Annotated in this window: 25 protein-coding genes; 12 read left to right on the top strand and 13 right to left on the bottom strand. The window is 60.3% G+C overall.

The window, feature by feature from the left end:
- Nucleotides 1-17 precede the first annotated feature (17 nt).
- From dibA to PSEBG33_RS25670, 6 genes are all read left to right on the top strand, one after another.
- A complete protein-coding gene (dibA, locus tag PSEBG33_RS25695; RefSeq protein WP_005783698.1) occupies nucleotides 18-1931 on the top strand; it encodes a phosphodiesterase DibA in 1914 nt (637 codons plus the stop codon).
- Between the two features lie 236 nt (nucleotides 1932-2167).
- The gene (gene oscA / locus PSEBG33_RS25690; RefSeq protein WP_003170956.1) at nucleotides 2168-2350 is read left to right on the top strand and encodes a sulfur starvation response protein OscA; all 183 of its coding nucleotides are present in this window, start codon (nucleotides 2168-2170) and stop codon (nucleotides 2348-2350) included.
- Nucleotides 2351-2414: 64 nt separating this feature from the next.
- Nucleotides 2415-3425 carry a sulfate ABC transporter substrate-binding protein gene (locus PSEBG33_RS25685; protein WP_005783707.1) on the top strand — a complete coding sequence of 337 codons (1011 nt, stop codon included), beginning with the start codon at nucleotides 2415-2417 and terminating at the stop codon, nucleotides 3423-3425.
- A 199-nt stretch (nucleotides 3426-3624) separates the two neighbouring features.
- Nucleotides 3625-4443 carry a sulfate ABC transporter permease subunit CysT gene (gene cysT, locus PSEBG33_RS25680; protein ID WP_005783708.1) on the top strand — a complete coding sequence of 273 codons (819 nt, stop codon included), beginning with the start codon at nucleotides 3625-3627 and terminating at the stop codon, nucleotides 4441-4443.
- 13 nt (nucleotides 4444-4456) lie between these two features.
- Nucleotides 4457-5329 carry a sulfate ABC transporter permease subunit CysW gene (cysW, locus tag PSEBG33_RS25675; protein WP_005783709.1) on the top strand — a complete coding sequence of 291 codons (873 nt, stop codon included), beginning with the start codon at nucleotides 4457-4459 and terminating at the stop codon, nucleotides 5327-5329.
- A 3-nt stretch (nucleotides 5330-5332) separates the two neighbouring features.
- A complete protein-coding gene (locus tag PSEBG33_RS25670; RefSeq protein WP_005783710.1) occupies nucleotides 5333-6313 on the top strand; it encodes a sulfate/molybdate ABC transporter ATP-binding protein in 981 nt (326 codons plus the stop codon).
- Nucleotides 6314-6375: 62 nt separating this feature from the next.
- On the opposite strand, the gene PSEBG33_RS25665 is transcribed toward PSEBG33_RS25670, so the two are convergent.
- The gene (locus PSEBG33_RS25665; protein ID WP_005783711.1) at nucleotides 6376-6903 is read right to left on the bottom strand and encodes a DUF962 domain-containing protein; all 528 of its coding nucleotides are present in this window, start codon (nucleotides 6901-6903) and stop codon (nucleotides 6376-6378) included.
- An 83-nt stretch (nucleotides 6904-6986) separates the two neighbouring features.
- On the opposite strand from PSEBG33_RS25665, the gene PSEBG33_RS25660 reads away from it, so the two are divergent.
- Nucleotides 6987-7673 (top strand): Crp/Fnr family transcriptional regulator, encoded by a 687-nt coding sequence (locus PSEBG33_RS25660; RefSeq protein WP_005783713.1) that lies wholly within the window; start codon nucleotides 6987-6989, stop codon nucleotides 7671-7673.
- Here PSEBG33_RS25660 and uraH read toward each other — a convergent pair.
- Together uraH and PSEBG33_RS25650 are read right to left on the bottom strand one after the other, a co-directional pair.
- Nucleotides 7668-8078: a hydroxyisourate hydrolase gene (gene uraH, locus PSEBG33_RS25655; protein WP_005783714.1), complete on the bottom strand. Its 411-nt coding sequence runs from the start codon at nucleotides 8076-8078 to the stop codon at nucleotides 7668-7670. The genes PSEBG33_RS25660 and uraH overlap by 6 nt on opposite strands.
- 27 nt (nucleotides 8079-8105) lie before the next feature.
- Complete coding sequence (locus PSEBG33_RS25650; protein ID WP_005783717.1) at nucleotides 8106-8579, bottom strand: GlcG/HbpS family heme-binding protein; 474 nt, start codon at nucleotides 8577-8579, stop codon at nucleotides 8106-8108.
- A 100-nt stretch (nucleotides 8580-8679) separates the two neighbouring features.
- On the opposite strand from PSEBG33_RS25650, the gene PSEBG33_RS25645 reads away from it, so the two are divergent.
- Nucleotides 8680-9045, top strand: a complete 366-nt coding sequence (locus PSEBG33_RS25645) for a response regulator transcription factor (RefSeq protein ID WP_005783719.1) — start codon at nucleotides 8680-8682, stop codon at nucleotides 9043-9045.
- Nucleotides 9046-9160: 115 nt separating this feature from the next.
- On the opposite strand, the gene PSEBG33_RS25640 is transcribed toward PSEBG33_RS25645, so the two are convergent.
- Nucleotides 9161-10165 (bottom strand): AraC family transcriptional regulator, encoded by a 1005-nt coding sequence (locus PSEBG33_RS25640; RefSeq protein WP_005783721.1) that lies wholly within the window; start codon nucleotides 10163-10165, stop codon nucleotides 9161-9163.
- A 101-nt stretch (nucleotides 10166-10266) separates the two neighbouring features.
- On the opposite strand from PSEBG33_RS25640, the gene PSEBG33_RS25635 reads away from it, so the two are divergent.
- Nucleotides 10267-11337 carry a fatty acid desaturase gene (locus PSEBG33_RS25635; protein ID WP_005783723.1) on the top strand — a complete coding sequence of 357 codons (1071 nt, stop codon included), beginning with the start codon at nucleotides 10267-10269 and terminating at the stop codon, nucleotides 11335-11337.
- Here PSEBG33_RS25635 and PSEBG33_RS25630 read toward each other — a convergent pair.
- Entirely contained in the window at nucleotides 11324-12139 is an 816-nt protein-coding gene (locus tag PSEBG33_RS25630; RefSeq protein WP_005783725.1) for an ABC transporter ATP-binding protein, read from the bottom strand. The genes PSEBG33_RS25635 and PSEBG33_RS25630 overlap by 14 nt on opposite strands.
- Entirely contained in the window at nucleotides 12136-13734 is a 1599-nt protein-coding gene (locus tag PSEBG33_RS25625) for an ABC transporter permease (RefSeq protein ID WP_032803213.1), read from the bottom strand. The genes PSEBG33_RS25630 and PSEBG33_RS25625 overlap by 4 nt, the downstream gene beginning before the upstream one ends.
- A gap of 287 nt (nucleotides 13735-14021) precedes the next feature.
- Between PSEBG33_RS25625 and PSEBG33_RS25620 the strand changes: the two genes are divergently transcribed.
- A complete protein-coding gene (locus PSEBG33_RS25620) occupies nucleotides 14022-15023 on the top strand; it encodes an ABC transporter substrate-binding protein (protein WP_005783727.1) in 1002 nt (333 codons plus the stop codon).
- A gap of 104 nt (nucleotides 15024-15127) precedes the next feature.
- Here PSEBG33_RS25620 and PSEBG33_RS25615 read toward each other — a convergent pair whose 3' ends face one another.
- Nucleotides 15128-16048: a LysR family transcriptional regulator gene (locus tag PSEBG33_RS25615; RefSeq protein WP_005783730.1), complete on the bottom strand. Its 921-nt coding sequence runs from the start codon at nucleotides 16046-16048 to the stop codon at nucleotides 15128-15130.
- A 182-nt stretch (nucleotides 16049-16230) separates the two neighbouring features.
- On the opposite strand from PSEBG33_RS25615, the gene PSEBG33_RS25610 reads away from it, so the two are divergent.
- Nucleotides 16231-17136, top strand: coding sequence for a TauD/TfdA dioxygenase family protein (locus tag PSEBG33_RS25610; RefSeq protein WP_005783732.1), 906 nt, complete (start codon nucleotides 16231-16233; stop codon nucleotides 17134-17136).
- Between the two features lie 63 nt (nucleotides 17137-17199).
- Here PSEBG33_RS25610 and PSEBG33_RS25605 read toward each other — a convergent pair whose 3' ends face one another.
- The 4 genes from PSEBG33_RS25605 to PSEBG33_RS25595 all read right to left on the bottom strand — a co-directional run bounded on the left by PSEBG33_RS25605 (nucleotide 17200) and on the right by PSEBG33_RS25595 (nucleotide 22038).
- Nucleotides 17200-18807, bottom strand: a complete 1608-nt coding sequence (locus PSEBG33_RS25605; protein WP_005783734.1) for an alkaline phosphatase family protein — start codon at nucleotides 18805-18807, stop codon at nucleotides 17200-17202.
- A gap of 225 nt (nucleotides 18808-19032) precedes the next feature.
- Nucleotides 19033-19494, bottom strand: coding sequence for an HIT family protein (locus PSEBG33_RS25600; RefSeq protein WP_005783736.1), 462 nt, complete (start codon nucleotides 19492-19494; stop codon nucleotides 19033-19035).
- Nucleotides 19494-20483 (bottom strand): HesA/MoeB/ThiF family protein, encoded by a 990-nt coding sequence (locus PSEBG33_RS28325; RefSeq protein ID WP_087945214.1) that lies wholly within the window; start codon nucleotides 20481-20483, stop codon nucleotides 19494-19496. Before PSEBG33_RS28325 ends, PSEBG33_RS25600 begins: the two co-directional genes overlap by 1 nt.
- Nucleotides 20484-21093: 610 nt before the next feature.
- Entirely contained in the window at nucleotides 21094-22038 is a 945-nt protein-coding gene (locus tag PSEBG33_RS25595) for a LysR family transcriptional regulator (RefSeq protein WP_005783737.1), read from the bottom strand.
- A gap of 155 nt (nucleotides 22039-22193) precedes the next feature.
- Between PSEBG33_RS25595 and PSEBG33_RS25590 the strand changes: the two genes are divergently transcribed.
- Entirely contained in the window at nucleotides 22194-24509 is a 2316-nt protein-coding gene (locus PSEBG33_RS25590; RefSeq protein WP_005783739.1) for a TonB-dependent receptor, read from the top strand.
- Here PSEBG33_RS25590 and PSEBG33_RS25585 read toward each other — a convergent pair.
- On the bottom strand, nucleotides 24480-25667 hold the full coding sequence (locus PSEBG33_RS25585) for a CynX/NimT family MFS transporter (RefSeq protein WP_005783740.1): 1188 nt from the start codon (nucleotides 25665-25667) through the stop codon (nucleotides 24480-24482). The two genes, PSEBG33_RS25590 and PSEBG33_RS25585, sit on opposite strands and share 30 nt — an antisense overlap.
- Nucleotides 25654-26115: a nucleoside deaminase gene (locus tag PSEBG33_RS25580; RefSeq protein ID WP_005783742.1), complete on the bottom strand. Its 462-nt coding sequence runs from the start codon at nucleotides 26113-26115 to the stop codon at nucleotides 25654-25656. The genes PSEBG33_RS25585 and PSEBG33_RS25580 overlap by 14 nt, the downstream gene beginning before the upstream one ends.
- Nucleotides 26116-26146 lie beyond the last annotated feature (31 nt).

The raw sequence follows: 26146 nt of genomic DNA on the forward strand, positions 1-26146 counted from the left end.
TAAGGATTACTGACCATATGCTGTTTTCATACCGAGGAGCCCTACGTGCGGGGCTGGTATACCTGCTGATTTCCGTTGTATGGCTCAGACTCAGCCACCAATTATTGATCAACTTTATTGATGAACCGGGGGCGCTGGCGCATTGGCTGCAACTTCGCGGCTACGTGTGGGCAGCCCTGAGTGCGCTGGCCATATACCTGATGGGCGCACGTTTCGCCCGCGCCCACCAACTGCAGCTACCCCTGCAAGAAAACCGCGTACGCCTGCAACAGGCGGCAGCCGTGTTCGATTGCACCCGCGAAGGTGTATTGGTCACCGATGCCCAGGGCCTGATCGTGCACGTCAACCGGGCATTCATGGAGATTACCGGCTACCGCCGCGAAGACGTCATGGGCCGACCACCCAGCCTGTTCAAGTCCGGGCGCCATTCGTCGGCTTTCTATCAACAGATGTTTCAGACCCTGAAACGCGAAGGCGAATGGAGCGGCGAAATCTGGAACCGCCGCAAAAGCGGCGAGGTGTATCCACAGTGGCAAACCATCCGTGTGATTCGCGATGAGCGGGGCCATATCAGCCATTACGTCGCGGTGTTCTCGGACATCAGCGCCATCAAGGACTCCGAACACGAACTGGCGCACCTGGCCCATCACGACCCGCTCACCGACCTGCCCAACCGCCTTTTATTCACCGATCGTACCGAGCAGGCCCTGGCCTCGGCGCAAGTGCACAAGCGTGGCTGTGCCCTGCTGTTAATGGACCTGGACCACTTCAAGATCATCAATGACAGCCTTGGCCACAATGTTGGAGACCAGTTGCTCAAGCTGGTGGCTGACCGTCTCAAGGGCCTGTTCGGGCCTGGGGTCACACTCGCGCGGCTGGGCGGCGACGAGTTCGCGGTGCTGGCGGAAAGTTGTCCACAGGTGATCCAGGCCGCTGCCTTGGCGCAGCGCATGCTCAATGCCATGAAAGACCCGTTTGTTTTTGACGGTAATCAATTGTTTATCAGCGCCAGTATCGGCATCAGCCTGTTCCCCAGCGATGCCTTGAGCGCCGAGCAATTGCTGCGCAACGCCGACTCCGCGTTGTTCAAGGCCAAGAGCGCCGGCCGCGAGGGCTATGCCCTGTACACCGAAGAGCTGACAGCTCACGCGCAAAACCGCGTGGAGATCGCCAGCGAACTGCGCCGGGCCCTCGACCAGCAGGAACTGCGCGTCTACTACCAGCCGGTGCATAACCTGCCCGACAGCCGTTTGGTGGGCGTTGAAGCGCTGGTGCGCTGGCAGCATCCGGAGCGCGGCCTGGTGCCCCCTGGCGAATTCATCCCCATCGCCGAACGCACCGGGTTGATTGCCGATATCGACGCGTGGGTGATGGACCAGGCGTGCCGGCAGATGTGCCAATGGCTGGCGGACGGCGCGCCGTTGGGCTTTATCGCCGTCAACGTCTCCAGCCGCCTGTTTGCCCGGCGTGAACTCTATGAACAAGTGGCTCAGGTGCTGCACGACACGGGCCTGGACCCGGCGTTTCTTGAGCTGGAAGTCACCGAAAGCGCTGTGATGGACGACCCGGAGGTGGCCCTTGAGCAACTGCACCGTCTGCGCGAACTGGGCTTGCGCCTGGCCATCGACGATTTCGGCACCGGCTACTCGTCGCTGTTGCGCCTCAAGCGCCTGCCGGTGCAGAAGCTGAAGATCGACCAAGGCTTCGTCGCCGGTCTGCCGTGGGACGAAGACGACGCCGCGATCGTGCGTGTGGTCATCGCCCTGGCCAAAAGCATGGGGATGCAGGTACATGCCGAAGGAATCGAGCAGGTGGAACAGGCGCGGTTCCTGTTGGATCAGGAGTGCGATATGGGCCAGGGATACTGGTTTGGACGGCCGATGCCGGCCGACGCTATCGACTGGACCCGAGCACCCCAAATCCAGACTTGAAATGCGCTCAAAATGTGGGAGGGGGCTTGCTCCCACATTTGGATCACATCAGGCCTTAACTTCAGCATCTGAGCAGAAAATCCACCCGCAACCCTGCGCCCTATCAGAAAATTCTTTCTGGTTATATAAACATTCTTAAATAGTATTTTTAAGAATATCCACGCTTATCTACTATCGCCCTCACGCCGCAAGCAGTGTCGTCACTGCCAGGCACTATTCATTTCAGGAGCGAGACCATGAGCGCATCTCTACGTAGCGTCGACGGCCAGGACGAAGCAGCCATTTTGCGTGAGATCCAGAGCGCCTTGCGCGATCTGCGCTTTGGCGCGGTGGAAATCACTGTGCACAACGCCCAAGTGGTACAGATCGAGCGCAAGGAAAAATTCCGTCTGCAGAACCCGGGTAACAAACCGAGCTGAGCAAGAACGGCGATAGACCCGCAACTATAAGAAAAGCCAACACTCAAGAATTTCAGGAGCTTCTATGTCGTCGATTCGCCGTTATGCCTTGGCCGCGCTGGCCAGTGCCGTGTTTGCCGGTTCCGCTGTTGCCAAGGACTACGAGTTGCTCAATGTCTCGTACGACCCGACCCGTGAGCTGTACCAGGACTACAACGCAGAGTTCACCAACTTCTGGAAGCAGTCTCACCCCGGCGACAACGTCAAGATCCAGCAGTCCCACGGCGGCTCGGGCAAGCAGGCACGAGCAGTGATCGACGGCCTGCGCGCCGACGTGGTGACCCTGGCCCTGGCCGGTGACATCGATGAAGTCGCCAAGCTGGGCAAGACCCTGCCGGAAAACTGGCAGACGCGTCTGCCGGACGCCAGCACCCCGTACACCTCGACCATCGTGTTCCTGGTGCGCAAGGGCAACCCTAAAGGCATCAAGGATTGGGGCGACCTGATCAAGAAAGACGTGTCGGTGATCACGCCCAACCCGAAAACCTCCGGCGGGGCGCGCTGGAACTTCCTTGCTGCCTGGGCCTATGGCCTCAAGGCCGGAGGCAGCGAAGCCAAGGCTCAGGAATACGTGAAAGAGCTGTTCAAGCACGTCCCGGTACTGGACACCGGCGCCCGGGGTTCTACCATTACCTTCGTCAACAACGGTCAGGGTGACGTATTGCTGGCCTGGGAAAACGAGGCGTTCCTGGCCTTGAAAGAAGACGGCGGCGCCGACAAGTTCGACATTGTCGTGCCGTCCCTGTCGATCCTGGCGGAGCCGCCGGTGGCTGTGGTCGACAAGAACGCCGAGAAAAAAGGCAATACCGAGATCGCCACCGAATACCTCAAACACCTGTACAGCCCGGCCGGCCAGGAGATTGCGGCGAAAAACTTCTACCGCCCACGCGATGCAAAAGTAGCCGCCAAATACGCCCAGCAGTTCCCGAAACTGGACCTGGTGACTATCGACAAAGATTTCGGCGGCTGGAAAACTGCCCAACCGAAATTCTTTAACGACGGTGGCGTGTTCGACCAGATCTACACGGCGCAGTAAGCCAAAGTAACTGTAGGGGCCTGACTTTCTGTAGGAACTGGGCTTGTGTGGGAGCTGGCTTGCCTGCGATAGCATCACCGTGGTGTGGCTGATACACCGAGGTGCCTGCATCGCGGGCAAGCCCGGCTCCCACAGAAAAGCCAGCTGCCACAAAAAGTGCGCTCCTACAGTGGTTTCTACCCTTTAACCAAGGACTCTTATGTCGCGTCGTATTTCCCCCGTCATACCCGGCTTCGGGCTGACGCTGGGCTACACCGTCGTGTACCTCAGCCTGATCGTGCTCATCCCGCTGGCGGCGATGTTTGTACACGCCGCTCAACTCACCTGGGATCAGTTCTGGAACATCATCTCCGCACCTCGCGTGCTGGCGGCGTTGAAGCTGAGCTTCAGCACCGCGCTGTACGCCGCGCTGATCAACGGCGTGATCGGCACGCTGCTGGCCTGGGTGTTGGTGCGCTACACCTTCCCTGGCCGCAAGATCATCGATGCGATGATCGACCTGCCGTTCGCCTTACCCACTGCCGTCGCCGGTATTGCCTTGACCGCGCTGTATGCGCCTAACGGCCTGGTCGGCCAGTTCGCAACCGACCTGGGCTTCAAAATCGCCTATACCCCCTTGGGCATCACCCTGGCGCTGACCTTCGTGACCTTGCCCTTCGTGGTGCGCACGGTGCAGCCGGTACTCGCCGACATCCCCCGGGAAGTCGAAGAGGCCGCCGCTTGCCTGGGCGCCAAGCCACTGCAGGTGTTCCGCCATATCCTCGTGCCGGCATTGTTGCCTGCCTGGCTGACCGGGTTCGCGTTGGCCTTCGCCCGTGGCGTGGGTGAGTACGGTTCGGTGATCTTCATCGCCGGTAACATGCCGATGAAGACCGAAATCCTGCCGTTGCTGATCATGGTCAAGCTGGACCAATACGACTACCGCGGCGCCACCTCCATTGGCGTGCTGATGCTGGTGGTTTCCTTTGTCTTGCTGCTGCTGATCAACTTGTTGCAGCGGCGCATCGAACGTCCATAAGGAGGCGCGGAACATGTCCCAATCGTCTATTTCCGCCGCGTCCTCGGCCAACGCTGCCCGCCGTGGCAGCGCGACGTCGCGACGTATCCTGATCGGCCTTGGCTGGCTGGTGTTCGCCCTGTTCCTGCTGTTGCCGCTGGTGATCGTGGTGTCCCAGGGCCTGAAGAATGGCCTCGGTTCGTTCTTCACTGCGATCCTTGAGCCGGACGCGCTGTCGGCGCTGAAACTCACGGTGATCGCCGTGTTGATTTCGGTGCCGCTCAACCTGGTGTTCGGCGTCAGCGCGGCCTGGTGCGTAAGCAAGTATTCGTTCCGTGGCAAAAGCATCCTGGTCACGTTGATCGACCTGCCGTTCTCGGTTTCACCGGTGATTGCGGGCCTGGTCTACGTGCTGATGTTCGGCGCCCAGGGCTTCTTCGGCCCATGGTTGCAAGAGCATGACATCCAGATCGTGTTCGCCTTGCCCGGCATCGTGCTGGCGACCATCTTCGTTACTGTGCCGTTCGTGGCCCGGGAATTGATCCCGCTGATGCAGGAGCAAGGCACCCAGGAAGAAGAGGCCGCGCGCCTGCTGGGCGCCAATGGCTGGCAGATGTTCTGGCATGTCACCGTGCCGAACATCAAATGGGGCCTGATCTACGGCGTGGTGCTGTGCACGGCGCGGGCCATGGGCGAGTTCGGCGCGGTGTCGGTGGTGTCCGGGCACATTCGCGGCGTCACCAACACCCTGCCGCTGCACGTCGAGATCCTCTACAACGAATACAACCATGTTGCCGCGTTTGCGGTGGCCAGCCTGTTGCTGATCCTGGCGCTCTTCATCCTGCTGCTCAAGCAGTGGAGCGAGAACCGAATCAACCGCCTGCGCAACAGCGCCGGTGAGGAATAAGTCATGTCGATCGAAGTCCGTAATGTCAGCAAAAACTTCAACGCCTTCAAGGCCCTGGACAGCATCAACCTGGATATCCAGAGTGGCGAGCTGGTGGCCTTGCTGGGCCCGTCCGGCTGCGGCAAGACCACCTTGCTGCGCATCATCGCCGGCCTGGAAACCCCGGATGCCGGCAGCATCGTGTTCCACGGCGAAGACGTGTCCGGCCACGATGTGCGGGATCGCAATGTCGGCTTCGTGTTCCAGCACTACGCCTTGTTCCGCCACATGACCGTGTTCGACAACGTCGCCTTCGGCCTGCGCATGAAACCAAAAAACCAGCGCCCGAATGAAAGCCAGATCGCGGCCAAGGTCCATGAGCTGCTGAACATGGTGCAACTCGATTGGTTGTCCGACCGCTACCCGGAACAACTCTCCGGTGGTCAGCGCCAACGTATCGCCCTGGCCCGCGCCCTGGCAGTAGAGCCGAAAGTGTTGCTGCTGGACGAGCCCTTCGGCGCCCTTGATGCCAAGGTGCGTAAAGAGCTGCGCCGCTGGCTGGCGCGCCTGCACGAAGACATCAACCTGACCTCGGTCTTCGTGACCCACGACCAGGAAGAGGCCATGGAAGTCGCCGACCGCATCGTGGTGATGAACAAGGGCGTGATCGAGCAGATCGGCTCACCGGGGGATGTTTACGAAAACCCGGCAAGCGATTTTGTTTATCACTTCCTGGGTGATTCGAACCGCCTGCATTTGGGCGAAGACAAGCACCTGCTGTTCCGACCCCACGAAGTGTCGTTGTCGCGGCATGAACTGGAAGATCACCATGCGGCCGAGGTACGCGATATTCGTCCGTTGGGTGCAACGACTCGCGTGACCTTGAAGGTGGAAGGGCAAAGCGAGTTGATCGAGGCCGAGGTGGTGAAAGACCACGACAGCCTCACCGGGCTGGCGCGTGGCGAGACCCTGTTCTTCAAACCCAAGGTCTGGCAAAAAGCTTAAGCTCAATACAGAACCCAATGTGGGAGGGGGCAAGTCGAATCGTCGCACCGCCCCTCCCACATTTAGACTTCACTTGGCTTGAGATCGCGGCGTCCCACCGGGCCTGAACGTTGTTCAATCTGCTTTTGCAGGTCCTGCCGCAACCCCAGCAAAAACGCCAACTCCGCCACCACAAACAACGGCCCCACGATCAGCCCCGACACATCGTCCACAAACGCGGGTTTCTTGCCTTCGTAGTAATGCCCGACAAACTGAATCACCCAGCCCACCACAAACATACCCACGCCACTGCTCAGCCATACCATCGTGCTCTGTGCCGCCAATACATGCCCAGCCCATACCGACAGACCCATCAACACCGTCATCAGCGCGCCCAGGGCCAGTTCCAGGCGCAGGTAGAACCACGCCGAGAACAACGCCAGGATCACCGCTGGCGAGACCCACAGGCCACCCACCGCCCATTCGGGGCGTGACAGCAGCACGGCCACGGCGACCACGATCAAGGGGATACCGACAAAGTGACTGACAATATTGCGCGGGTCGCGGTGGTAGGCGGCGTATTGACTGAGGTGGTCGACGAGGCTTTTCATTGTTGTTCCTCCTGTAGGATGTTTGATCATGCCCTGTCAGTCGGTGCCTAACTGTCAATTGGGCGACAATCTTCGGAGTTCCCATGGACACAGGCAAATGGCACGCGCAGTTGGTTCGCGGTCAGTGGTTCAGCCACTTGCCGCCAGACTTTCAGCGTAGCCTGCTGGGCGCAGCGCGGTTGCGCGTGCTGACAGCAGGGCAGTTTCTGTTCAAGCGCGGCGACCCGCCGTGTGGCCTGTATGCGGTGCTGGAAGGGGCGGTGCGCATCAGTGCTGTCAGCGCCCAAGGCAAGGAAGCGGTGTTGAGCCTGGTGGAAACCCCTCACTGGTTCGGCGAGATCTGCCTGTTCGACAACCTGCCACGCACCCACGATGCCCTCGCCACGGGAGCCTGCACGCTGTTGCAGATACCGCAGGCGGCGATACTCAAGATTCTTGAACAACAACCGGTGTTCTGGCGCGATATGGCGCTGTTGATGAGCCATAAACTGCGCCTGTCTTTGATCAACATTGAGCAGATAAGCCTGATGCCCGCCTCAAAGCGTCTGGCCCATCGGTTGCTGATGATCGCCCAGGGTTACGGCGAAATAGAGCAGGCGCGCCGCGTGTTGCAACTGCCTCAGGAGGATCTGGCGGCGATGCTGGGCCTGTCGCGCCAGACCATCAACAGTCTGCTCAAGGCGCTGGAGCAACAGGGCACCATTGGTTTGAGCTACGGCGCCATCGAGATACTGGACCTCGCCGGGCTGCGCCTGGCCGCGGGCCTATGAACCGCGATAGGTGGAGAAGCCGTAAGGGCTGAGCAACAGCGGGATGTGGTAGTGCTGGTCGACCTGCTTGACCTGGAAAATCACCGGCACCTCGGGGAAGAACGTCTCGCGGTTGGCCTTCTTGTAGTAATCGCCGGTCTTGAACACCACACGGTACTCGCCCGGCTTCATGCTCTGGTCGGCGGGGAACAGTTCGGCGATGCGTCCCTGTTGATTGGTCACGCCCTGGGACAGTGATTGCCACTGATCGCCCACATGCTGTTCCAGGGTGACGCTGACACCGGCCGATGGCAGGCCGTTTTCCAGGTTGAGCACGTGTACGCTCAGCGGGTTGCCGGCGGCCAGGGCCAGGTTGCACAGGCTACTCAGGCTGAGGGCGGCAAGGGTCATGTTTAGGGTTTTCATCGGGAAGTCCTTTTGGAAGGGGTCAAGTCAGGGGGTGATTTTCAAGCCCAGTTGCTCGGCAGCCTGTATGGCGCAGGCTTCGTCCTGCGCAGCGCCGCCGGCACCGGCGATGCCCAGCGCGCCGACCAGTTCAGCATCAGCGAACAGCGGCACGCCGCCGCCGAGCAACAGCAACTCGGGCAAGCTGTTAAGGTTGGCAGCCTCGGGGTTGGTGCGGGCTCGCTCGGCGAATAGCCGGGTTGGGGTTTTGCTCGACAGCGCCGTGTACGCCTTGCGCTGGCTGGCGAGGCTGTTGTGCGGGCCGACACCGTCAGCCCGCAGGCCCAGCAGCAGGTTGCCGCCGCGATCAAGTACCGTCAGCGCAGCCGTGCAATGGGCCAGGCTGGCGTCGGCCAGTTGGCGTGCGGTGCGCAAATCCAGCTCGGCGTGGCGCGGCAGTTGTGGCGTGGCCTGTGCAGTGGTGGTCACAGCGAGGCTCAAGAACAAAGCGGTGCGATACATGTTTGTGGCTCCAGGAGGCAGGTGCTCACGGTAGCCAGTGGACGCGGACAAAAGCCGCACAATTGGATGACAGGTTTGTAATCAAACCCAGAGGAAAGACATGCAGGTGTTGTTAGTGGAAGACCAGCCGCAACTGGCGCAGCTTATGGCCCAGGGTCTGAGCGAGGCCGGCTTCTCTGTGGAAGTTGCGGCCAACGGCATGGCGGCGCAGCGGTTTGTGGAAAGCTCTGTGTACGAGCTGGTGATTCTGGATGTGATGCTGCCGGGCTTGAACGCCTGGAAATTGCAGCAGGCGATTCGCCAACGCGGCAAAACGCCGATTTTGTTTTTGACCACGCCGGGCGGCATTGAGGACCGATTGCGGGGGTTGGAGCTGCACGAGGATGATTACCTGCTCAAGCCGTTTGACGCCAAGGTGTTGGTGGCACGGGTGAGGAAAGTATTGCGCCGGGATCGTGGGCGCTGATTGCCTGGCGACCGCTATCGGGAGCAAGCCCCCTCCCACATTTGACCGCGTTCACAGTTCAGTGTGGGAGGGGGCTTGCCCCCGATGAGGCCATCACAGCCACTGAAAAATCCTCCTACCGCAACCCCTCCCGAAATTGCCCGGGCGTCATCCCTGTCCAGCGTTTGAACGCCCGGTTGAAACTGCTGGTATCGGCAAACCCGAGCAAATGGCTGATCTCGGCCAACGAACACTGCGGATCCCTCAGGTGCAGCAACGCCAGGTTCTGCCTGCACTCATTGAGCAGCGCATCAAACCGACAGCCTTCATCCGCCAGGTGGCGCTGCAAGCTGCGCAAGCTCAGGTGCAAGGCCTGGGCAACGCGTTCGGCACTCGGCTCGCCATCGGGCAATTGCGCCTCGATGACGGCGCGCACCTTGCGCTCCCAGGTCAGTGGTTGCAGGTGGGCGAGGGTGCGCTTGAGCACGGTTTCATTGTGTTCGGCCAATTCCGGATTGGCGTCGTCGAGATGGCTGTCGAAGTCGTGAGCAGCGAACTCCAGGCGGTCTTCGTCGGCGGCAAAAAACACCGGCGAGCGCAAGACCGTATGCCACGGCGTGGGGTCGGCGGGTTCCGGGCGCCTTAGATAAACGGCCAACGGCGCGTAGTCACGCCCCAGGCGGTTGCGGCAAGTGCGCACATAGATCGCCACGAAGGCGTCGATGGCCTCCGGCGCCGGCGCGGGGCTGCCTTGGGGTTGGAGCAGGCGAAAGTGGTACGCGTCGCCATGGCGGGTCAGCTCCAGGCTCAGGGCGTCACTGACCACCTGGTGATAGCGCACGATGCGCTCGAACACCTCGCGCAAGCTGCCGCTGGCCACCAAGGCATAACCGAGGGCGTGAAAGGTGGTGGGGCTGACGAACCGCGACACCCGCAAGCCAATCGCCGGATCACCGCTGGCCTGCACCGCCAGTTGCCAGAGGCGCGTGGTGGCCGACAACGGATAGCGTGCGTTGGGGTCGTCCATCTGCTGCGGGTCGAGCCCGGCCTCGGCGCACAGCGCGGCGCTGTTCAGGCCCAGGGCGTCGAGCTGCTTGCGCAGGGCGCGGGTCCAACTGGCGAGGGAAGTGGGTTCGGTCATGGCGATTGGCGCTTGCGGTCAACAGGTTGGCGTCCGAGGCTAGCATCCTGCCCGATCGCTTAGGGCAGGATGGACACATCAATGTACAAGAGGATGGAAGCATGGACGGTACTTCTGCAAGTCCCCAACAGATGAACGCACAACAACGTTCAGCGCATATCCGTGAGGTGGTGCTGGCCGAGGGCGACCGATTGCGCCAGCGCCATCCCTGGCTGCTGCATCAGGACGCTCTGGGCGCGAGCATCCTGGGGTTTGCCTTGTTGGGCATGCTCGGCTCGGCGGCGCTCTATATCAGCGGTCACCTGGCCTGGTGGGCGTGCCTGCTGCTCAATGCGTTCTTTGCTTCACTGACCCACGAGTTGGAGCACGACCTGATCCACAGCATGTACTTTCGCAAGCAGCGCCTGCCCCACAACCTGATGATGGGCCTGGTGTGGCTGGCACGGCCAAGCACGATCAACCCGTGGATTCGCCGGCATTTACACCTCAACCATCACAAGGTCTCCGGCACGGAGGCCGATATGGAAGAGCGCGCCATTACCAACGGCGAGCCCTGGGGGCTTGCGCGCTTGCTGATGGTGGGCGACAACATGATGTCGGCCTTGATCCGAATGCTGCGGGCCAAGACCTGGGCGCACAAGCTCAGCATCCTCAAGCGCGTGGTGCTGGTGTATGCCCCGCTGGCACTGCTGCATTGGGGCGCCTGGTACGTCTTCCTGGGCTTTCATGCCGCCAACGGCATCGCCAGTCTGTTGGGCGCGCCGATCATGTGGTCGGCCGGCACCTTGCAGATGATGCAGGTGATCGACATCGCTGCGGTGGTGATCATCGGCCCCAACGTGTTGCGCACGTTCTGCCTGCACTTTGTCAGCTCCAACATGCACTACTACGGCGATGTGGAACCGGGCAACGTGATCCAGCAGACCCAGGTATTGAACCCCTGGTGGCTGTGGCCGTTGCAGGCGTTCTGCTTCAACTTCGGCAGCACCCATGGCATCCATCACTTTGTGGTGAAGGAGCCGTTCTACATTCGCCAGATGACCGTCAAGGTGGCGCATAAGGTCATGGCTGAGATGGGCGTGCGCTTCAATGATGTCGGCACCTTCGCCCGGGCCAATCGGTTTGAGCGCCAGGAGCAGCCGGACGCCAAACTCGCTTTCAGCAAGCAATGAACGCCAGGGGCAGGTCGCGGATCTGTTCGTGCACCGGCGGCTGGTAGTGGTCATCACTGATCAATTCATGCAGCAGTTCTTCGCGCAGTTGGTGGAATTCAAAGCTGCTGCGCTGGCGCGGGTGGGGCAGGGTGATGTCCACCACCTGCTTGATGCGCCCCGGCCGGGGCTCCATCACCACCACGCGGTCGGCGAGGAAAATCGCCTCTTCCACATCATGGGTGACCAGCACCGTAGTGATCCTGGCGCGGGCACGAATCGCCAGGAGTTCGTCCTGCATCTGCTGGCGAGTCAGTGCATCCAGGGCGCCGAACGGTTCGTCCAGCAACAGGATGCGTGGGCTGGCCACCAGGCCACGGGCAATTGCCACTCGTTGGGCCATGCCGCCGGAGAGTTGGTGGGGGTAGGCGCGGGTGAAATCAGTCAGGCCCACCAGCTCGATAAAATCGCTGATGCGTCGGTTGCGCTCGGCCTCATTCAGCGGCTCGTTGACCAGGCCCAGGCCGATGTTCTGCGCCACGGTCAGCCAGGGAAACAGGCGGTGCTCCTGGAACACGATGCCGCGTTCGCCGCCGATACCGCTGACGGCCTTGCCATCGACCTGGATCTGGCCGCGAAACTGCGTATCGAGCCCCACCAGCAGACGCAGCAGGGTGGACTTGCCGCAACCGCTGGCGCCGACAATCGCGACGAATTCACCTTCGGCAATCTGCAGGTTGAATTCGCGGATGGCTTCCAGTTCGAAGCCGTCGACATCGAAGCTTTTGCCCACATGGTTGAAGCTGACAATCGGTGCGTTCATGCGTGTCTCCAGCGGGTGGCACGGGTTTCGATGCGTTGGCCGATCAGGTTGAGGGCGGCGCCGGTGAGGCCGACCAGGAGCATACCGCTCATGATCAGGTCCATGCGCAGCAACTGTTGGGCGCCGATCATCAGGCTGCCGATGCCGCCGTCCGAGGGCATGAAATATTCCGCGCCGATGGTGCCCATCCAGGCGTAGATCAGGCTCAGGCGCAGGCCGGCAAAAATCCCCGCCGCGGCCCCCGGCAGTACCAGACGACGCAGGCGTTGCCACAGGCTCAGGCGCAGCACTTGCGCCGCCTCACGCAGTTGCGGCGACAGGTTGAGCACGCTGCGCTGGGTGGCGATAAACAGCGGGAAGAACGCCGCGAGGGCGATAAACACCCACTTGGCCAGTTCCCCCAGGCCGAACCAGGCAGTGAGCAGCGGCACCCAGGCGAAAATCGCGATCTGGCGCAGCGCGGCCAGGGTCGGGCCGAGTACCCGCTCACTGCGCCGCGACAGCCCCAGCCACAAGCCCATGGCAAAACCCAGGCTGCCGCCGAGCAGCGAGCCACCCACGGCCCGCCCAAGGCTTTTGCCCAACGCCGTGGTCAGGCTGCCATCCAGCACACCCGCCACGGTGGTTTGCAGCACCGCTTGGGGGCTGACCAGAATGTTCGGGTCGACCCAACCCTGTTGCGTCGCCACTTGCCACAACGCCAGCAATAGCAGCGGCAACAGCCACGGTTGCAAGCGTTGCCAGCCTTCATAGCGTGGCCCGCGGCGGATCTGCGCTGTAGCCGGATGGGGCCAGTGCACCCACTTGCGATCCAGCCAACCAATGCCGCGGTCCATCACCACCCCCAGCACGCCGATGACCACGATGCACACAAAGACAATATCGAGCATGAACAACTGGCGCGCCCACACCATCAGGTAGCCGATGCCTTCGCTGGAGGCCAGCAACTCCACGGCCAGCAACGACGTCCAGCCCGCCGCCAGGGCCAGGCGTACCCCGGCCATGAACGCCGGTAATGCGGCGGGCAGGATCAGGCGGCGGATCAGCAAGTGGGTGGGCAGGCGTAACACGCGGGCGGCTTCGCGCAGGTTGGGCTGGGCATCGCGCACGCCCACCAGGGTGTGCAGGGTTACGGGCACCACAATGGCCTTGACCAGCACCACCAGTTTCAAGGTTTCGCCAATGCCGAAAAACACCATGAACAGCGGAATCCACGCCAGGGTCGGGACCTGCGACAGCGCGCTGAACGTGGGGAATACCAAACGCTCGGCGCGGGCGCTGAAACCCAGGATTGCGCCGAGTATTGCGCCCACGCCGATACCGGCCAGCAGGCCCCAGAACAGGCGCTGCAAGCTGATCGCAAGATGGCTCCATAACTCGCCACCGGCCAGCTCCACTGCACTGCTCCACACCAGGGCGGGGGCGGGCAGAATCTGTTCGCTCATCCAGTGATTGCGACTGGCCAACCACCATAGGGCAAACAACGTGAGCGGCAGCAGCCACGGCAACAGGCGCTGACCCAACTGCGGCCAACGCGGCATTCTGCCGTTGGACGGGGCCGGCAGAGGTAGGCTCAAAAGTGAAATCCGGGCCATGGAAGACCTCCGTGTCGCCAAATGCATTATGTGATTTCGATCTTATAAAAACGTAATCAAGATGATTGCGAGATAAGAGAAATCATTTAAAGCCTCAGCTCTCCACGCATCCAATGCATTCGAAGAATATTTTCGATGCTATTCATGCATACCGCTCTGGAGCCTGTGTATTCGCTCGCATAGTCCAAAAAGATATTAAATTGTGCATTTATAGTATTTAAAGTTTTGTTCATGCTGTGCCTATTTTTTGCTCCCCAGGCGACCGTCGCCCACCAGGAGCTGCGCTTATGAAACTGCCCTTCAAACGTCTGATCAGCCTGTTCGCCGGTACCGCCCTGGCCGGGCTGGTGCATGCCGCTGACCTCAAGGAAATTCGCATTGCTGTGCCAGACCTCAGTGCCGGCAGCCAGCACAGTGGCGGCGGCATCACCGACGTTTTGCGTGAACAGCAAATCTATGAAAAAGCCTTTGCCGACCAAGGCATCAAGATCCAGTGGAATTACTTCAAGGGCGCGGGCCCTGTGATCAATGAAGCCTTCGCCAATGGCCAGGTGGACCTTGCCTATCTGGGTGACCTGGCGGCTATCATCGGCCGCTCCAATGGCTTGGATACTCGCCTGCTTAGCGCCACCGCGCGTGGTGTGAAGCACTACCTCGGCGTGGTGCCGGGCTCTGGCATCAAGACGCTGCAAGACCTCAAGGGCAAACGTGTCGCAGTGTTCCGCGGCACGGCCAGCCAGTTGTCGTTCGACAGTGCATTGGCCAGCCAGGGCTTGAGTGAAAAGGATTTGAAGGTCATCAACCTGGACTTCAATGCCGCCAGCGCTGCGCTGGCCGCCAAGCAGATTGACGCAACCTGGGGCGGTTCCACTCTCACGGCGTTGCAGGCCAAAGGCTTGGCAGAAATACCGCTGACCACCAAGGACCTGGGTGATGCCGGCAGCATCCAGGCCGTGCTGGTGGGCAGCGCCAAGTTTGTCGACGAACACCCAGATGCTGTGGCCAAGCTGCTCAAGGCCCAGCAGCAGGCGGTGCAGTGGTTGACCGATGACAACAACAAGCAAGCCTACATCGCGTTGGTTTCCGGGCTGGCCAGCTACCCGCCGGTGATCCTGACCAATGATTTGAAAGACCAGAAACTCAGTGAGATTTTCCCCTCGACCCTGGACCCGGTGTTCCTGGGCAAATTGCAGGACGCGGTGAATTTGGCCTCGAAGGAGAAGTTGATTCGCAAGTCGTTTCAGGTGAGTGATTGGGTGGCGCCGGGGTTGGTGGCGGCGGGGCTCTGAGTTTTTCGGTGCTTGGGCTATCGCTATCGCAGGCAAGCCAGCTCCCACACTTGAATGTGTTCACCGCTCAAATGTGGGAGCTGGCTTGCCTGCGATGAGGCCCTTCAAACCGCCACACTTACCTGCTGGCTATCCACTTCCACCAACACCTCAATCATCGCCTTCGCCGCCGGCGACAACCGCGACCCAGTGCGACTGACAATCCCGCAACGCGCACTCATGGTCTCCATGTTCTGTGGCAGGTTGCGCCAGTGCAGCAGCACCAGCGAACCGCTGGCCACATCCTCGGCGAACGCTTCCTCGGTGCCCACGCCGATGGCGTTGGATTGCAGCACTATCTTCACCAGCGCAGGGAAGTGCTCGGTCTGGATGCTCGGGGAAAAATCCATGCGCCCACTCAGGTTCGCCAGCAGTTTGCGAATGCCCTGGGAGATCAGCGGCGCGGCCAGTGGATAGTCGAACATATCGTTGGTCGACAGGCTGTCCTTGGCCAGCAACGGGTGCCCGGGGCGGCAGAAAAAGACGCCGCGCTTGGGTGTCAGTGCGCGGGTCTGGAAATTCGGGTCGGCTTCGAACTGGCGGATGTCGGCGATAAAGAATTCGATCTCTTCACGGCTCAGGCTGCGGCTGAGGGTTTCCCAGTTGTCCACCTGGAAACTCGTGCGGATTTTCGGGTGGGCGTTGATAAATCGCGCCACCGCATCCGGCACCAGTTTCGCGGCGGGCGCCGGGCCGCAGCCGAAGCGCAGGTCGCCGGCGTCGAGCTTGGTCATGCGCGTCACTTCACTGCTCAGCAGCGCTGCGCCATGCACCAGGCTCAGGGCATGTTGCAGCACCACCTGGCCTTCCGGTGTAGGGCGCAGGTCCTTGTGGCCACGGTCCACCAGCACGCAGCCAAACTCCTGTTCCAGCCCCTGGATGCTGCGGCTGAACGCCGGCTGAGTGATGCCCATGGCGTCTGCGGCACGCACGAAACTGCGGTGTTCGTTGAGGGCGATGAAGTAGCGCAGTTGGCGAAGATCCATATGCTTTCCCGGCATTTTAAAAATAGGTCGAAGGCATTTGCGACTAAGCAAGCTGAGGTTTTAAATGCAAGCTCTTATTCCGTCAACGAAGCATTGATTCATTTGCTAGATCTAAAATGCATATGGATAGAGCGTTGCTGGAAAGCATCTCCACCATCAGCAGGCACATGAGGGTCATCACAATGAGCAACGCCGCATTAGCTGTTCAACCCATCGCCCACGCGCTCGACATCCACCCGGTGGCCGGTCGTATCGGCGCCGAGATCCGTGGCATCAAACTATCCGGTGACCTGGATGCCGCCACCGTCGAGGCCATCCAGCAGGCACTGGTGCAGTACAAGGTCATTTTCTTCCGCGAGCAAACCCATCTCGATGACCAGAGCCAGGAAGCCTTCGCCCACCTGCTTGGTGAGCCGATTGCACACCCTACGGTGCCGGTGCGCGACGGTACGCGCTTTCTGATGGAGTTGGATGGCAACCGTGGCCAGCGCGCCAACTCTTGGCATACCGACGTGACCTTCGTCGACGCCTACCCAAAGGCCTCGATCCTGCGTTCGGTGCTGGCGCCAGCGTCCGGTGGCGACACCGTCTGGGCCAACACAGCTGCCGCATACAACGACCTCAGCGTCGAGCTGCGTGCATTGGCTGATCACCTATGGGCAGTGCACAGCAACGAATACGACTACGCCGCACGCAAGCCGGATGTGGCGGTGGAGAAGCTGGAGGAATACCGCAAGGTCTTCACTTCCACGGTGTACGAAACCGAACACCCGGTAGTGCGGGTGCACCCGGTCAGCGGTGAGAAAACCTTGCTGCTGGGGCACTTCGTCAAGCGCCTGAAAGGCTATTCCCAGGCGGAGTCGGCACAGTTGTTCAACCTGTTGCAAGGTCACGTCACCCGCCTGGAAAACACCGTACGCTGGCGCTGGAATACCGGGGACGTGGCGATCTGGGATAACCGCGCCACCCAGCATTACGCGGTGGACGACTATGGCACCCAAGAGCGCATCGTGCGCCGGGTCACGCTCAAGGGTGATGTGCCGGTGGGTGTGCAGGGGCAGCGCAGTCAGACCACCAAAGGACTCTAAGCCAGTTGGAGATCAAAATGTGGGAGGGAGCAAGCCCCCTCCCACATTTAAACCTGTGTCGTTCTACCAGACCCCGATTTGCACGACTTTTTCCGCCTCCGGCTCCCCATAGCGAAACCATTGCCCGCGCACTTCGATCTCGGTGTGGCTGATGGTGGTACGCCGCTTCAACCCGCGCAGCCATTCGAACAGATAACCCAAGTGAGTCTCGCGCACCTGTGCATAGGCGGGATCGCTGCCCAGGTCGTGGATTTCCTGCGGGTCGTTTTCCAGGTCGAACAGCTGCGGGCGAAAGCCGTCATAGGCCAGGTACTTCCAGCGCTCACTGCGCACCATGGTCATGCGGCAACGGTCGATGGGCTGCGCCAGGCGTGCCCGGGCCGGGGCCTGGAAGGCGTAGTCGTATTCGGCAATGGCGTAGTGGCGCCAGGTGGGTTGCTCGCCGTGCAGCAGTGGGATCAGCGAGCGGCCTTCGAGGCGATGCTCTGCCGCTGGTAAGCCCAACGCATCGAGAAACGTTGGCAGGGCGTCGATGGTTTCCACCAGGCGTGCGTCCACGCTGCCACGGCTGACATCGGCACTGGCCCGTGGGTCGCGCACGATCAAGGGAACACCCACCGCAGGCTCCAGCAAAAACTCTTTTTCACCGAGGTAATGATCGCCGAGGAAGTCGCCATGATCGCTGGTGAACACGATCAGGGTGTCGTCCCAGCGGTCGTTGCTTTGCAGAAAATCAAACAGCCGCCCGAGTTGATCGTCGATCTGTTTGATCAGGCCCATGTAGGTCGGAATCACCGTGAGGCGCACCTCGTCACGGGAAAAGTTCAGGCTCTCCTGGTGTTGGCGAAATGCCTGGTACACCGGGTGATCGCTGGTGTGCTCAGGTTGAATCGGCGCCTGCACATGCTCGGTACCGTACAGGGCGTGATAAGGCGCCGGCGCGATGTAGGGCCAGTGCGGCTTGATATACGACAGGTGCAGGCACCACGGCTGTTCGGCCTGCTCGCGGATAAAGTCGATGGCGCGGTCGGTGGTGTAGACGGTCTCCGAATGTTCTTCGGCCACTCGTGCGGGTTTGCCGGCGTTGCGCATATGCCAGCCGCTGAGCACTTCGCCGTTTTCACCTTCAGCGGCGTTGGCCCATTCATGCCAAGGGTTGCTGCCGTTGTAGCCGTGATCACGCAAGTATTGGGTGTAGGGCGCGGACTCGCGCTTATCCTCGAACAGCGGGCTGTCGGGATAGATGCCGTCGTGACGCAGATACGCGTCGAAACCCACCTCATTGAGCGGCTCGGCCTGGGCACTGTCGGGGTCTATCTGCAGGCGCTGCAACGCCTCAAGGTTCGGCGTGGCGTGGGTCTTGCCCACCAGGGCGGTGCGGATGCCGTGGGGTCGCAGGTAGTCGCCGATCGTCAGCTCTTCGAGCGGCAGCGGCACTGCATTCCACGCCACCTGATGGCTGCTGACATAGCGCCCGGTGTAGGCCGACATGCGCGACGGGCCGCAGATGGTGCCCTGTGTATAGGCCCGACTGAAACGCACGCCAGCGGCGGCCAGGCGGTCGATATTCGGCGTGTGCAGATGGGCATGGCCGTAGCACGACAGGTAATCGCGGCGCAGTTGGTCGCACATGATGTAGAGCACGTTGCGCACGGGTTTTGGTTCAGACATGGAGGTTCACCGGACGAAGGACAGGAGCGTTTTTTCGCCGTTCGCAGGGGGTGCTGGCAAGTGCATTTGAGGTCTGGATTTTATGCAGTGAGTGCATGGGTGTGCCTGCTGGCGCCATCGCAGGCAAGCCAGCTCCCACAGGGGAATGCATTTCAAATGTGGAAACCGGCCTGCCAGCCGACGCCCCTCTACCTGACTCCCCGCGATCCAACTGTGGGAGCAGGCTTACCCGGCGAAGGACCTGATGTGAGCAGCCAGCTCTGCCAGCGCTTTATCATCTGCCCTGGCAGCGTCATGGGAGGAGACATAGCCTTCATAACGCTCAAAATATTTGTCCTGGGTCGAACTGATTTTTTTGAAGGCGCTGTCTTCCCCGGTCCCGTGCATCGGGAATAATTTGGCGTGCAGATGATCGACGCCGTAACCCTCCAGAATCATGCCCGTTCTAGCCACACCTTTTAGCGCTTCGTCCAAAAGCTTCGCCGTCTTCTTGGCTGCGATGACCAAGTCACACAGCACGGCGTCCGGTTCGGCAAACGCATAGCTGCCGTGATGGGTTTTGGGGATAACCACACTGAACCCCGGCGTATTGGGAAATATGGAGAGAAAGGCCATGTGGGTCTGGTCTTCCCACAGGAGGTGGGAGGTTGCAGTACCGCGGGCAATGCTGCAAAAGATACACGCCATTAAACACCTGCCTCATTGTCGTCAAAATATCGGGTTGTGTATCCCAAAGGCCACTGGGCGGCATCCCATTCAATATAGTGCGATCGTTGTTCGCCAAAGAGATTAGACGCGATGGAGGTTATTATTCCGGAGGCCATAAGCGCAGCAATATTGAAATTTAAAGGGCCAAAACTCGGCATTATTGATTGAGGGAGCCTCAGCCAGTGCGTGCTGCTATCCGGACTGAGTGTCGAATGCTGCCTGTCTTTTCCTGAGAAAAAGTTGGCGATGCAATGGCTGTGTAGATAACCGCCGCTTACTACAGGTATTCCAGCTGTAACTGCCAAATCACTGGCTCTAGATACCAGAGTAGGAGGGTTGTCTGCGGTAATTGCGATTGCAGAAAAACACCCGGTGTTTAACAGTTCAACAATGTCGTCATAGTTCATTTCCAATTCTGGAGATTGGATTTTTATATTGTCGAACCGGTCGTTTATCTCTCGTTGCAGCGTGGCGACTTTGGTGTTACCAATATCGTTTTTTCTCCAAAATAGCTGCCGATTCAGATTGCTACTTTCAATAATGTCTGGGTCTACTAACGTTAAGTGTTCAACGCCAGCACCAGCGAGCAGCAACGCGACGCTACTGCCAATTCCTCCACATCCGATGACAAGAACCTTAGAGGATTTTATTGCTGCGGTATCGTTAATTAAATCGGCGCACGATTTAGCTTTGCAAAGAAGGAAGCTGGTTGTGCGACTTGTGACTGGATTTTTCAGCAAGTTGCACACTGTATCCACTTCATCTGCTGCGCCGGGAACTAATGCTGCTGCTTGATGTAGTCCTTGTTCAAGAGCAACTACCGTTTGCTCATTGATCTGATAAGCACCAGCAGGTCCGTTGATCACGGTATGTCCATCGACTAATGAATGAAAGAGCGAGGGTATAACAACGCCAACGGCATTTCCTGAGTTGTCATAAAAACGAAAGTCTTGATTGGTGTTGTGCATTTTTGTAGCTCTTTAATTAGTCAGGCGATGGCGCTCGTGAAGCGCCACCGCTGTTATGAAGCTTAATTGCAGCGTGGACTATTCCTCGAAATCACTCCGCCGTCGCATCCACCATCAAAAAACTGTACTGCAAGAGGGAAAATGTTTTGTTGAGCGGACTGGGCAATAGGCGGTTGAGACACCGCACGTGAAGAGTCAGTTATCACATTTGCTTGCACAGCCGCTGAAACGCCCAGAAGTACCGTGGCAATTCCGAAGATACTTGTCTTGCTAGTGTTCATTGTATGTTTCCTTTTTTCACTGAAGGATGTGTTGCGTAACTAATCTAAGTCCAATACTTGTCCATCGTCAAAAGAAAAAGAAATTTTCCGAAATTTCCTAGGAAGTCTTTTTTTGTGAAGGAAACATCCTGCTTTTGGAAAAAATCATACAGCATAGTTGTTTGGCGTCTTTCAGTTTTAAGGTTCTAGGTGGCTTTATGTTTTGTGGGGGCGAACAAGTATGAAGAATTTATTGGGTTTTTATTTATTCTTTGTTAAGTTCTTATTGCTGGCATGGATTATATGTTTGCTGAGATTTTGGCTAGGGGAAACGAATTCGAATTTTCCGTTTAAATCGCAATATTTTCCAACGCATAAGCATCCTCGTCCCTCTCATCAATCTCCTTGATCTGCTCAATCATCGCCTCCGCCAACGGCGACAAACGATACCCCCCACGGCTGACAATCCCGTAGCGGGTGTAACGCTCCTCCAGGTTTTCATCCAGGCCATCGATCTTCAAACACACCAGTTCGCCCCGCGCCATGTGCAGCACATCGCTGTTGGCGCTGACGATGCCAATGGCGTCCGAGCGCAGCACCACACCCATCAGGCTATAGCCGTTTTCGCACTCCACATTGGGTTGGTAATCGGGCCGGCCGCTGAGGTCGACGATGACCTTGCGCAGGTTCGGCGGGCGAATGGTGACCGCCAGCGGATAACTCATCAGTTCATCGGCGCGGATGCTTTCGCGGCCGGCCAGGGGGTGGCCGGCGCGGCAGCAGAAATACCAGCGGCGTGGGCGCAGGCGGTGGGTGTGGTAGTCGGGGTTGGCTTCGAAGTGGCGAGTGTCGGCGACGAAGAATTCGAACTCTTCGCTGAGCAGGCGTTTGCCCAGGCTTTGCCAGTCATCCACCTGGAACTGCACGCGGGCCTTGGGGTAGCGCCCGATGAAACTGCCGATGGCGCGCGGGATCAACCCACCTGCCGGGGCCGGGCCGCAGCCGAAGCGCAGTTCGCCGGCTTCCAGGCCGTTGAACTGGCTGATCTCGTTGGCCAATTGTTGGGCGCCGCTGACCAGGCGCCGGGCATGTTCAAGCAGTACCTGACCTTGCTTGGTGGGCGCCAGGTCCTTGCGGCCACGGTCTACCAGCTGGCAGCCGGCACTGTGTTCAAGGGCCTGGATGCTGCGACTGAACGCCGACTGCGACAGGTTCACGGCCAAGGCTGCCGCGACAAAACTGCGTTGCTCGGCGAGGGCGATGAAGTGGCGAAGCTGGCGCAGATCGATATGCATTTTTCACATCAAAAATATCCGGGAAATGCATTGGCTATGCATTAGGTCGACTCCTTATAAAGGCTATCTCTTATGCAGTAAATGTTCGTAAAAACATAAATAAATAACCTTTAGGAATATCTGGCGACGGATATCTCCGGGTTCTGGAGCCGCTTATGAGTCTGTTCAAGTCCTTGCCGCTGGCGATGCTGGTGGCCGGTAGCAGCAGTTGGTCGCCTTCCCAGGCCGCTGAAACACCCGCGCCTGCCGGCAAGGGCGAAAGCGCCAGTGGCCAACTGGAAACCGTCACCGTGACCGCCCGGCGGCGTACCGAAAGTGCCCAGGCCGTGCCGACGCCCATGAGCGTGGTCGGTGGGCAGGCGCTGGAAACCCAGCGGGTGTACCGCATCCAGGATTTGCAGCAACTGGTGCCCAGCGTCAACGTCGCCTACATGCACGCGCGCCAGTCCAGCGTGTCGATTCGCGGCCTGGGCAACAACCCGGCCAGCGATGGCCTGGAAGGCAGCGTGGGGTTGTATATCGACAACGTCTACCTCGGGCGCCCGGGCATGGCGGTGTTCGACCTGATGGACATCGAGCAGCTTGAAGTACTGCGTGGCCCGCAAGGGACGTTGTTCGGCAAGAACACCACCGCCGGGGTCATCAACATCAGTACTCGCGCACCGAGCTTTACCCCGGAGCGCAGCATCGAAACCTCTCTGGGCGAGGACGGTTATTTCCAGACCAAGGGCACGATCTCCGGCCCACTCACCGAGGACCTGGCAGGACGCTTCTCGGCCTATCGCACCCGCAGCGACGGCGACATCAAGAACGAGCACGACGGCCATGAGCTTAACGGCGGTTCGCGCCAGGGCTTTCGCGGGCAACTGTTGTACAAGCCCAACGAGGCGTTCAACCTGCGCTGGATCGGTGACTACAACGAAGAAGATTCCAGCGCCGGCACCCGCGTGTTGTACAGCACCGGGCCGACCATCAATGGCACCAACCTGTATCAATCCCGGGCCAACGCAGCGGGGGCGACCCTGGTGGATGGCACCCATCGCAAGGTCAACCTGGACAACGACCAGCATGTCACCGTGTTCCAGGGTGGTACCTCGCTGGAGGCCAACTGGACGCTGCCAAGCGACTTCACCCTGACGTCGGTGAGTGCCTATCGGTGGTGGAATTTCACCCCACGCAATGATGACGGCCTCAACGTACCGGCGTCGTATAACGCCGGGGTTTCGGTGGAAGATAAACAGTGGTCCCAGGAGTTCCGCCTGGCATCGCCTACCGGCGGCTTCTTCGATTACGTGCTCGGCGCCTATTACTTCGGCTCCGACCTGGACAACAAATCCTTCGCTTATTACGGCCCCAAGGCCGATATCTGGAACGGCACGCCAGCCGGCGCTTTGAGCAATGTGAGCAGCGTCGGCAACGGGCATATCCGCACCGATAGTTTTGCGTTGTTCGCCCAAGGCACCTGGCACCTCACCGAGCGTCTGGATTTCACTGCCGGCCTGCGCGGCACCTACGAAGAAAAAAGCGCCTGGGTCACGCGCAATGCCCCGCTGGGCGGCGCTGCGGTGAGCGGTGCGGCTGCCACTGCACGGCGTGGGCGCACCGGGGCGTATGACTCGGGCGACCTGACGCAGTACAGCGCCACCCCTTCGGGGCTGCTCAACCTCAGTTATCACTTCAATGACAACCTGCTGGGCTACGCGACGCTGTCCCACGGCGAGAAGTCTGGTGGGGTCAACCTGGCAGTGGGGTCTGCGCCAACGGCCGGGGCCGACTCGTTACTGATCGGCACCGAGCGCGCCAACAACGCCGAGCTGGGTTTCAAGAGCACGTTGTGGGACCGCCGCCTGCAACTCAACGCCAACCTGTTCTGGACCCAGGTCAACGGCTACCAGACCAACGCCTACGACCAGGACAACCGCGTGCAGTACCTGACCAACGCCGGTTCCGTGCGTTCGCGGGGCGTGGAAGTGGAAAGCACCCTGGTGCCGATCAAGGGCCTGACCCTGAATATCAACGGCTCGTTCAACGATGTGAGCTACCTGTCGTACAAGGATGCGCCGTGCCCACCCGAAACCAGCTTGCGCCCTGGTGCACCGGCGTCCTGCGACCTCACGGGCCATCAAGTAGTGGGCGCGTCCAAGTGGATCGCCAACGCCAACGGCGAATACAAATGGAACCTGGCTAACGGTTTGGAACCCTACGTCACCGGCAGCTACGCGTTCCGTTCCAAGGCGGTGGGCACGGTGGAAGATTCCGACTATGGGCAGATCCCGGCGTACGCGGTGGTCAACCTGTCGACCGGCCTGCGCGGCAATTATGACCAAGGGCAGTGGGACGTGTCGCTGTGGCTGAAAAACGCCTTCGACAAAACCTACTACACCACCCTGTGGACCGGCGGAAACGGCGGTTACGAGGGCCTGTTGGGCACGCCGCGCACCCTAGGCGTGACTGGGCGCTACGACTTCTAGGTCAGTGCGATAGGTGGCCGGGCTGAACACCCGCGTCACCAGCAGCATCGCCACCACGGTCACCGTCAGCACCACCCAGGCGCTGACGAAGTTGCCGGTGAGTTCGCGCAACCAGCCGGTCAGCCACGGCGAAAGTGCATTGATCAGAAACCCCACGCCTTGCACGAACGCCGCCAGCTGCCCGGCTTGGCGTGGGTCGCGGTGGTGGTCGAGGGTCAGCAGCAGGCTCAGGGCGAAACATGCGCCCAGGCCGAAGCCGATCAGCGCCACCCACAGGTGCGGGAATTGCTGTGGCGCCATCAGCAGGCCGAGGTAGCCGACCGTTTGCGCCAGCAGGCTGATGCTCAGCAACGGGCGCCGGTCAATGCCGCGCTGTGCCAGCACCGGCATCAGCAATGCGGCGATCACCTGGAAGATGGTCATGAACGCCAGCAACGACCCGCTGGGCAGCACGCCCCAACCCAGTTGTTGATAGTAGGCGGGCAGCCACGCGACCATGCTCATGTAGCCACAATTGACCAGGCCGAAATACAGCGCCAGCAGCCAGGCACGCCGGTTGCGCAACCCTTTGAACGCAGGTGCCTGTTGTGGATTTCGCGCGGCACCCAGCGGCAGCCAGGCCCATAGCAGCAATGCCCCCAGCGCCGGCAACAACCACACCCCCAGGCCCGCCTGCCATTGCTGGAAATGCATGGCCACCACAGGGCTAAGCAGCGCCGCCAGCCCACCACCGGCCATCAGCGAGGCCGAATACACGCCCATCGCCACCGGCACGCGGTGATGAAATTCGCGCTTGATCATCGCTGGCACCAGCGCCTGGATCAACGCCACGCCCGCGCCACCGAGCAGTGCGGTAACCAGCAGCGCCGAAGCCTGGCCCATCAGCCAGCGCGTCAGGCACGCCAGCAAAATCATCAACAAGCCCAGGGCGATGCCGCGACGTTCACCCAAGCGCGCTTCCACGCGCACGCCGACCAGTGCCACCAGCCCCATGCAGATCACCGGCAGGCTGGTGAGCAAGGCGCTGCTCTGGAAGCTCAGCCCGGTGACCTGGCGAATCTCGCCGAGCAGCGGGCTGATGGAGCTGAGGATCGGGCGCAGGTTCAGGCCGAGCACCACCAGCAGGCCCCAGCCAGCGAGGGATTTATTCAGGGTCATGCAGGGTTTTCCACTGGTGATACAACGCTGTCATTGCGCTGTCGGGCAGGTACTGGATGGGCAGGCGTTGCGCACCGATGGGCAAGCCAACCTGTTGGCTGATGGCTGCGGTCGACAGGCCGAACGGCTCGGCCATTTCGTTACTGGCGGCAAACACCACCCGTTCTACACCGCACAGGTACATGGCGCTCAGGCACATCGGGCAAGGCTGGCCGCTGGTGTAGATCACGCAGCCGTCCAGGCGTGCACCCAGTTGGCGGCTCGCTGCACGGATCGCCAGCAGCTCGGCGTGGGCGGTAGGGTCCTGGGTCAGGTGGATCTCATTCACGGCTTCCACCAGCACTTCACCGCTGCGCGTCAGCACCGCGCCGAAGGGTCGGCCGCCTTGGACGACGTTGGCGCGGGCCAAGGCGATAGCGCGTTGCAGGTGTGGTTGATCGTTGGTCATACAAGCCCCCGGGCGCGATGAAAGGTGAAGT

It is taken from the genome of Pseudomonas synxantha BG33R (assembly GCF_000263715.2).
GTDB lineage: Bacteria > Pseudomonadota > Gammaproteobacteria > Pseudomonadales > Pseudomonadaceae > Aquipseudomonas > Aquipseudomonas synxantha_A.

Excerpts from the sequence above, each read along its gene's own strand:
- oscA (WP_003170956.1), top strand. The coding sequence starts at position 2,168 with ATGAGCGCATCTCTACGTAGCGTCGACGGCCAGGACGAAGCAGCCATT.
- PSEBG33_RS25665 (WP_005783711.1), bottom strand. The coding sequence starts at position 6,903 with ATGAAAAGCCTCGTCGACCACCTCAGTCAATACGCCGCCTACCACCGC.
- PSEBG33_RS25610 (WP_005783732.1), top strand. The coding sequence starts at position 16,231 with ATGAGCAACGCCGCATTAGCTGTTCAACCCATCGCCCACGCGCTCGAC.
- PSEBG33_RS25630 (WP_005783725.1), bottom strand. The coding sequence starts at position 12,139 with ATGAACGCACCGATTGTCAGCTTCAACCATGTGGGCAAAAGCTTCGAT.
- PSEBG33_RS25685 (WP_005783707.1), top strand. The coding sequence starts at position 2,415 with ATGTCGTCGATTCGCCGTTATGCCTTGGCCGCGCTGGCCAGTGCCGTG.
- PSEBG33_RS25615 (WP_005783730.1), bottom strand. The coding sequence starts at position 16,048 with ATGGATCTTCGCCAACTGCGCTACTTCATCGCCCTCAACGAACACCGC.
- PSEBG33_RS25595 (WP_005783737.1), bottom strand. The coding sequence starts at position 22,038 with ATGCATATCGATCTGCGCCAGCTTCGCCACTTCATCGCCCTCGCCGAG.
- uraH (WP_005783714.1), bottom strand. The coding sequence starts at position 8,078 with ATGAAAACCCTAAACATGACCCTTGCCGCCCTCAGCCTGAGTAGCCTG.
- PSEBG33_RS25620 (WP_005783727.1), top strand. The coding sequence starts at position 14,022 with ATGAAACTGCCCTTCAAACGTCTGATCAGCCTGTTCGCCGGTACCGCC.
- PSEBG33_RS25660 (WP_005783713.1), top strand. The coding sequence starts at position 6,987 with ATGGACACAGGCAAATGGCACGCGCAGTTGGTTCGCGGTCAGTGGTTC.
- PSEBG33_RS25625 (WP_032803213.1), bottom strand. The coding sequence starts at position 13,734 with ATGGCCCGGATTTCACTTTTGAGCCTACCTCTGCCGGCCCCGTCCAAC.
- PSEBG33_RS25670 (WP_005783710.1), top strand. The coding sequence starts at position 5,333 with ATGTCGATCGAAGTCCGTAATGTCAGCAAAAACTTCAACGCCTTCAAG.
- dibA (WP_005783698.1), top strand. The coding sequence starts at position 18 with ATGCTGTTTTCATACCGAGGAGCCCTACGTGCGGGGCTGGTATACCTG.
- PSEBG33_RS25640 (WP_005783721.1), bottom strand. The coding sequence starts at position 10,165 with ATGACCGAACCCACTTCCCTCGCCAGTTGGACCCGCGCCCTGCGCAAG.
- PSEBG33_RS25585 (WP_005783740.1), bottom strand. The coding sequence starts at position 25,667 with ATGACCCTGAATAAATCCCTCGCTGGCTGGGGCCTGCTGGTGGTGCTC.
- PSEBG33_RS25645 (WP_005783719.1), top strand. The coding sequence starts at position 8,680 with ATGCAGGTGTTGTTAGTGGAAGACCAGCCGCAACTGGCGCAGCTTATG.
- PSEBG33_RS25580 (WP_005783742.1), bottom strand. The coding sequence starts at position 26,115 with ATGACCAACGATCAACCACACCTGCAACGCGCTATCGCCTTGGCCCGC.
- cysW (WP_005783709.1), top strand. The coding sequence starts at position 4,457 with ATGTCCCAATCGTCTATTTCCGCCGCGTCCTCGGCCAACGCTGCCCGC.
- cysT (WP_005783708.1), top strand. The coding sequence starts at position 3,625 with ATGTCGCGTCGTATTTCCCCCGTCATACCCGGCTTCGGGCTGACGCTG.
- PSEBG33_RS28325 (WP_087945214.1), bottom strand. The coding sequence starts at position 20,483 with ATGCACAACACCAATCAAGACTTTCGTTTTTATGACAACTCAGGAAAT.
- PSEBG33_RS25590 (WP_005783739.1), top strand. The coding sequence starts at position 22,194 with ATGAGTCTGTTCAAGTCCTTGCCGCTGGCGATGCTGGTGGCCGGTAGC.
- PSEBG33_RS25600 (WP_005783736.1), bottom strand. The coding sequence starts at position 19,494 with ATGGCGTGTATCTTTTGCAGCATTGCCCGCGGTACTGCAACCTCCCAC.
- PSEBG33_RS25650 (WP_005783717.1), bottom strand. The coding sequence starts at position 8,579 with ATGTATCGCACCGCTTTGTTCTTGAGCCTCGCTGTGACCACCACTGCA.
- PSEBG33_RS25635 (WP_005783723.1), top strand. The coding sequence starts at position 10,267 with ATGGACGGTACTTCTGCAAGTCCCCAACAGATGAACGCACAACAACGT.
- PSEBG33_RS25605 (WP_005783734.1), bottom strand. The coding sequence starts at position 18,807 with ATGTCTGAACCAAAACCCGTGCGCAACGTGCTCTACATCATGTGCGAC.